Origin of the sequence: Mesorhizobium sp. M7A.F.Ca.MR.362.00.0.0 (assembly GCF_004023175.1) — a bacterium.
Taxonomy (GTDB): domain Bacteria; phylum Pseudomonadota; class Alphaproteobacteria; order Rhizobiales; family Rhizobiaceae; genus Mesorhizobium.
In genome coordinates this window covers 5,536-9,137 of record NZ_RZTF01000266.1, presented here as the reverse complement: position 1 = coordinate 9,137, position 3,602 = coordinate 5,536, and the positions used below count along the sequence as shown (strand labels likewise).

The window sequence follows — 3,602 nt, the reverse complement described above, 5'->3', positions numbered from 1 at the left end:
CTTTCTGCCTGCCTACTCAAATCAGATGCGAATGTAGGGGGTCAACAGGCCAGATTCGACAGGCCAGATGAAAGTGCCGGATTTTTCAACTCTCGTGGAAATGATTGTAGACCAGTTTCGCCACCTGTTCGGAAATTCCGTCGACTTTCCGCAGATCCTCGATGGCCGCGCGGCTGACCGCCTTGGCGGTGCCGAATGCCAGCAGCAATGCCCGCTTGCGGCCGGGACCGATGCCGCTGATCTCGTCGAGCGGGCTCTTGACCATCTCCTTCTTGCGGCGCGCCCGATGCGAACCGATGGCGAAACGGTGGACCTCGTCGCGCAGGCGCTGGACGAAATAGAGCACGGGATCGCGAACCGGCAGCGAAAACGAGTCCCTGCCTTTGACGAAGAAACGCTCACGGCCGGCATCGCGGTCCTGGCCCTTGGCGATGCCGATGGCCACCACCCGGTCCTCGATGCCGAGATCGGCGAGGATCTTGCGCACCGCAGTCATCTGGCCCTGGCCACCGTCGATCAGGATGACATCGGGCCAGGCCGGGAAGCTGCCGGAGATATCGTCCTCCATATCGTCCGCCGAACCATCAGCCGCATCCCCAGCCGGGACATCGCCATGCTCCTTCAGCAGCCGCGAAAAACGTCGCTCCATCACCTCGCGCATCATGCCGAAATCGTCGCCAGGTGTGATCTCGGTCGAGCGGATGTTGAATTTCCGGTACTGGTTCTTCACGAACCCTTCCGGTCCGGCGACGACCATGGCGCCGACCGCGTTGGTGCCCATGATGTGTGAGTTGTCGTAAACCTCGATGCGCACCGGCGGCTTGGCCAGGCCGAATGTCTCGGCGAAACCCGCAAGCAGGCGTCCCTGGGTGGAGGTTTCAGCCAGCCGGCGTCCGAGCGCTTCGCGGGCATTCTGCAAAGCGTTGTCGGTCAGGTCCTTCTTCTCGCCGCGCTGCGGCACGGAGATCGCGACCTTGCGGCCAGCTCGGGTGGAGAGCGCCTCGGCCAGCAGTTCCTGATCCTCGACGCCATGCGACAGAAGAATGTTCCGCGGCGTCGGCTTGTCGTCATAGAACTGCGCCAGGAACGAACCCAACACCTCGGCTGCTTCCAACGCCGGATCGGCCTTGGGGAAATAGGCGCGGTTGCCCCAGTTCTGGCCGGTGCGGAAGAAGAACACCTGGATGCAGACCTGGCCGCCTTCCTGATGGATGGCGAAGACATCGGCTTCGTCGACGGTCGCCGGATTGATGCCCTGGTGGCTCTGCACATGCGACAGGGCCGCAAGTCGATCGCGATAGATCGCGGCGCGCTCGAAATCGAGAGCTTCCGACGCCTGCTGCATGGCGGCCGAGATTTCCGTCTTCACCTTCTGGCTGCGGCCGGACAAGAAGTCCTTCGCCTCGCCGACCAGTTCCGCATAGTCCTGATGCGAGACCTCGCCGGTGCAGGGACCAGCGCAGCGCTTGATCTGATAAAGCAGGCATGGCCGCGTGCGGTTCTCGTAGAACGAGTTGGTGCAACTCCTGAGCAGGAAGGCGCGCTGCAGGGAGTTGATGGTACGGCCAACGGCACCGGCCGAGGCAAACGGGCCGAAATAATCGCCTTTGCGCGAGCGCGCGCCGCGATGCTTGTAGATGCCCGGCGAGACATGGTCGCCGGTCAAGAGAATGTAGGGAAACGACTTGTCGTCGCGCATCAGGACGTTGAATCGCGGCCGCAAGCGCTTGATAAGGTTGGCTTCGAGCAGCAGCGCTTCGATCTCGGTGCGGGTGACGACGAACTCCATCGTCGACGTCTCACGCACCATGCGGCCGATGCGGGTGGTGTGGAAGCGGCCTTGCGCGTAGTTGGTGACGCGCTTCTTCAGGCTGCGCGCCTTGCCGACATAGAGCACATCGCCGGCAGCGTTCATCATGCGGTAGACGCCGGGCGCGTTGGGAAGCCGCTTGACCAGCGTCTGGATCACCTCGGCGCCGATCATGCCTTCCGCGTCGCCGGCATGCGGGGTCCAGTCGATGGCGGTGAAGGCGACATCGGGACCGACGGTTTCAACGATCTCCTCGACCGCCTCGTCCTCGAGGTCGATATCGGGGGGCAGATCGTCGGCGCCGCCGCGCGGCTTGCTTTTGTGGTCTACAGGACTCATTCCGTCATGCCTGTCACATCGGGCGTCTGCCATGCAAGATGCTGGCCGCCATCAAGCGCGATCATCTGGCCGGTGACCGAGCGCGCTTCCCAGAGATAGCGGATCGTGGCGCCGAATTCCGGCAATTCCGGGCCGCGCTTGAGGACCAAGCCATCCACCTGTGCGGCAAAATCGCTGTCGTCCTGACGCGCGTTCTTCAGTGTCGGCCCCGGGCCGATGGCATTGACGCGGATGCTGGGGCCGAGCGCTTGCGCCATCATCTGGGTGGCCGTCCACAGCGTCGACTTGGACAGCGCATAGGAGAAGTAGCGCGGCGTCGGACGCCAGACGCGCTGGTCGATCATGTTGACGATCAGGCCCTCCTGCCCTGCCGGCAACGCCCGGGCGAAATTCTGCGCCAGCAGCGCGGGCGCTTTCACATGGACGGCAAAGTGCCGGTCCCAGGCCCGCCAGTCGAAATCCCGAACCGAATCGTCCTCGAACAGCGACGCATTGTTGACCAGCAGCGGGATCGGTCCGAGCGCTGCTTGCGCCTGGCCGACAAGATCGTCGACGGCCTCCATATCGGTCAGGTCGGCGGCGACCACGGCGGCGCGGCCACCTCCGGCGATGATTTTGGCAGCCAACGTATCGGCCTCGATGCGCGAGCGGTTGCAATGGATGGCGACGGCAAAACCGTGCGCGGCGAGATCCTCGACGATCGCCCTGCCGATCCGCCTGGCCCCGCCCGTCACCAGCGCCGTGACAGTGGCTTTGCTCATATGGTGTCAATCCTCAATTTCGGCCCGAAAAAGCGGTGCCGGCGAAATATGGCCCGGCATGCGTTAAATGGTGTTCGCACCTTGGGCAGCATTGTGGCGAAACGGCCGTTTGGACATCCCGGCCCGCCCTGGACTCGGGCGCGCACGACCGCAATATAGGGTGCTGGAGTCCTTGCACCAAGCGGTGTGCAGCGCAGCATGGGATGGTTCCTGCCATTTCGCTGTTGCGAAGATGCAACGTCAAGGTTCTGCCTCATTCGTGCCGGGGAATGACCCAAGTTCAGGTTCGCTTCAGCCGCATTTTGACACGACATTTGGAACCGACGAACGCCAGATCCGTTTCACCCCCCGGACGGGTAGATGGCGATCGTGAGAAACAAGCCTGTGTCCTGTGGCTTAAGGAGTAAAGAACAATGCAAGCCAATCTCAAATTCGCACGGCCGCTGGCCGTTGCGCTCGGGCTCTTCGCCCTCAGCGGAACTGCCTATGCTGCTGACGTGGTTTCGGAAGAGCCGCCGGCACCTGCGCCGATCGCTGAACTTCCGGTCGCTTCGTGGGCCGGACCCTACGCCGGTCTCAACGTCGGCTATGGCTTCAGCGGCCATACCAAGGAAAAGGATCTGGGTGTTGACAATGTTGACGTCGGCACGAAGGGTTTCGTCGGCAGCGTCTTCGGCGGCTATCAGTGGCAG

At 62.9% G+C, this 3,602-nt stretch carries 2 protein-coding genes and 1 pseudogene; 1 reads left to right on the top strand and 2 read right to left on the bottom strand.

Annotated elements, in window-relative coordinates; all coding sequences use genetic code 11:
• Positions 1 to 85 precede the first annotated feature (85 nt).
• Both uvrC and EOC06_RS25940 read right to left on the bottom strand, forming a co-directional pair.
• Complete coding sequence (gene uvrC / locus EOC06_RS25945; RefSeq protein WP_127267619.1) at positions 86 to 2,149, bottom strand: excinuclease ABC subunit UvrC; 2,064 nt, start codon at positions 2,147 to 2,149, stop codon at positions 86 to 88.
• Positions 2,146 to 2,910: an SDR family oxidoreductase gene (locus tag EOC06_RS25940; protein WP_128309116.1), complete on the bottom strand. Its 765-nt coding sequence runs from the start codon at positions 2,908 to 2,910 to the stop codon at positions 2,146 to 2,148. The genes uvrC and EOC06_RS25940 overlap by 4 nt, the downstream gene beginning before the upstream one ends.
• Positions 2,911 to 3,323: 413 nt before the next feature.
• Between EOC06_RS25940 and EOC06_RS43520 the strand changes: the two are divergent.
• A pseudogene (locus EOC06_RS43520) lies at positions 3,324 to 3,602 on the top strand (porin family protein); the annotation flags it as partial.

Bases quoted from the DNA above. Each gene is read 5' to 3' on its own strand.
- EOC06_RS25940 (WP_128309116.1), bottom strand. From the start codon at position 2,910: ATGAGCAAAGCCACTGTCACGGCGCTGGTGACGGGCGGGGCCAGGCGG.
- uvrC (WP_127267619.1), bottom strand. From the start codon at position 2,149: ATGAGTCCTGTAGACCACAAAAGCAAGCCGCGCGGCGGCGCCGACGAT.